General features: G+C 58.8%; 1 protein-coding gene. It reads left to right on the forward strand.

All coding sequences use genetic code 11. The features are described 5' to 3' along the window. Window positions 1-322: 322 nt before the first annotated feature. Entirely contained in the window at window positions 323-1756 is a 1434-nt protein-coding gene (locus EN914_RS33365; protein ID WP_024505407.1) for a DUF4214 domain-containing protein, read from the forward strand. Window positions 1757-2035 lie beyond the last annotated feature (279 nt).

The raw sequence follows: 2035 nt of genomic DNA on the forward strand, positions 1-2035 counted from the left end.
GCCTAGTGCCGTACCATAGCATCCCTGGAATCCGACAGCCGTCCCCGAATTAGCGGTAGCTACCTTCCACTTTTGACGGAGTGGAGCCATGGCTGTCACATCACTACGATCCTTCTCTCGGACCCGAACGGTCTCCGAGGCATTTGGGCGGGCTGGTAAGGGTTAGGTGCGGTCGGGTGGAGGCCAGTCCAAATAGGCTGTGCCATGACCACCGTCTAAAGGGGTAACGAGAGCCCGCGCTCAACCGTATGGGCAAATTGCGCGAAGTGTGTGCAGTCCCCACTATCCCGGATCTCGAAATCGGGCAGGGAGGCTTGTTGCCGTGTCGTTTCGTCTCGCAATCGTTGCAGCCTGCCTGCTGGCAACAGCCGCGCCTGCATCAGCCGATTTCCTCTGGGGCATCAATGGCCATCCAATAGTCTCCTATCCGGGCATTCCGGTGGAAAGGCAACTCGACTTCATCAAGGATCTCGGCCTGAAATCGTACCGCGTCAACGTTTCAGGCGTGGACAACGCGGATATGCTCTCCAACCTCGTCGACGCCGGGAAGGCGAGAGGGATCGAGATCCTGCCCGTCATCACGCCTGCGGTCGCCGATCTGGACAAGGATAGTCCGGAAGAGCTCTACGCGAGCACCCGGAAACTGGCGGTCACCCTTGCTACCAGGTTCAAGAACGACATCCGTGTTTGGGAACTCGGCAACGAGATGGAAAACTATGCCATCATCAAGCCCTGTGAGAAACGCGACGATGGTTCGCAATATCCATGTGCATGGGGACCTGCGGGCGGAACAGGACCGCTCGATTACTACGGCCCGCGATGGGTAAAGGTGAGCGCTGTCTTGAAGGGCCTGTCCGACGGCATGACAGAGGTCGATCCGAGCATAAGGAAGGCGATGGGCACCGCCGGTTGGGGCCACACCGGAGCGTTCGTGCGGATGAAGCAGGACGGGATCGCCTGGGATATTTCTGTGTGGCACATGTACGGCGATGACCCGGAATGGGCGTTCCGTGAAATCTCGAGATACGGCAAGCCGATCTGGGTCACCGAATTCAACAATCCTTATGGAAGTCAGCGCAGCGAGCGCCAGCAGGCTGACGGCATCAAGCAGACGATGACGCGGCTTAGCGAACTCAAGGACAAATATAAGGTGGAGGCCGCGCACATCTACGAACTGCTCGATGAGGCCTACTGGGCCCCCGGCTTCGAAGCCAATATGGGATTGGTGAGGCTCGTGGCTCTCTCAGATGGCAAATGGCGGACCGGCGAGCCTAAGCCTGCCTACAAAACGGTACGGGACTTCACCCGCGGCCCCCTGCCGATACCCAAGCCCCATCGGGACTGCGACCCCGAGGCCGCGGCTGCGGACCAGTCCCTACCGGCGCGGCAGGCAAGTTTCGTCTACTGCCTCATTCTTGGCCGCAAGGGCGACACGGCCAGCGTCAATCAGTGGTCGGCGGCACTTGAAGACGGAGCGACCAAACTCCCCGACATGATCATGGAAATGATGCGCTCGCACGAATTCGAAACCAGATATGCCACGATCGGCCTGACAGACCGCGCCTATGTCGGGTTTCTATATCTGTTGCTTCTGAACCGGTCCGCGGACGGCAACGGGCTTGAAACCTATACCTATCAACTGCGTCAAGGCTCAATGACGCGTGAGGCCGTGGCCTTCGGAATCGCCACGTCGGCGGAGTTCAACACCGGACACGCCGCGATGCGCGAAACATCCGCGGTCGCGGGGCCTGGCTGAAATCGAACCAACAAGCGCTAATTGAGTCTCGGATCGGGAATGCTGATGACGAGGCCGATGGAAGCATCAGCGACGGTGATCAGAAGAAAATCCTCCGAAAGGATTAGGCTCGGACCACCCGAAAGGTGCACTGGCGGCAAAGGCTTCGTCCAACAGGGCATCCTGATCGCCTATTGGCGTTCTCCCTCACTGTTTTCAGCCCAAGTAGCCTTCTGGCGATCACTATCGGCTTGAGAGGTGCGCGATGAAAGTCATGGTAACCGGCCATCAAGGCTATAT

Origin of the sequence: Mesorhizobium sp. M7A.F.Ca.CA.001.08.2.1, from assembly GCF_003998455.1 — a bacterium.
Lineage (GTDB): Bacteria > Pseudomonadota > Alphaproteobacteria > Rhizobiales > Rhizobiaceae > Mesorhizobium > Mesorhizobium ciceri.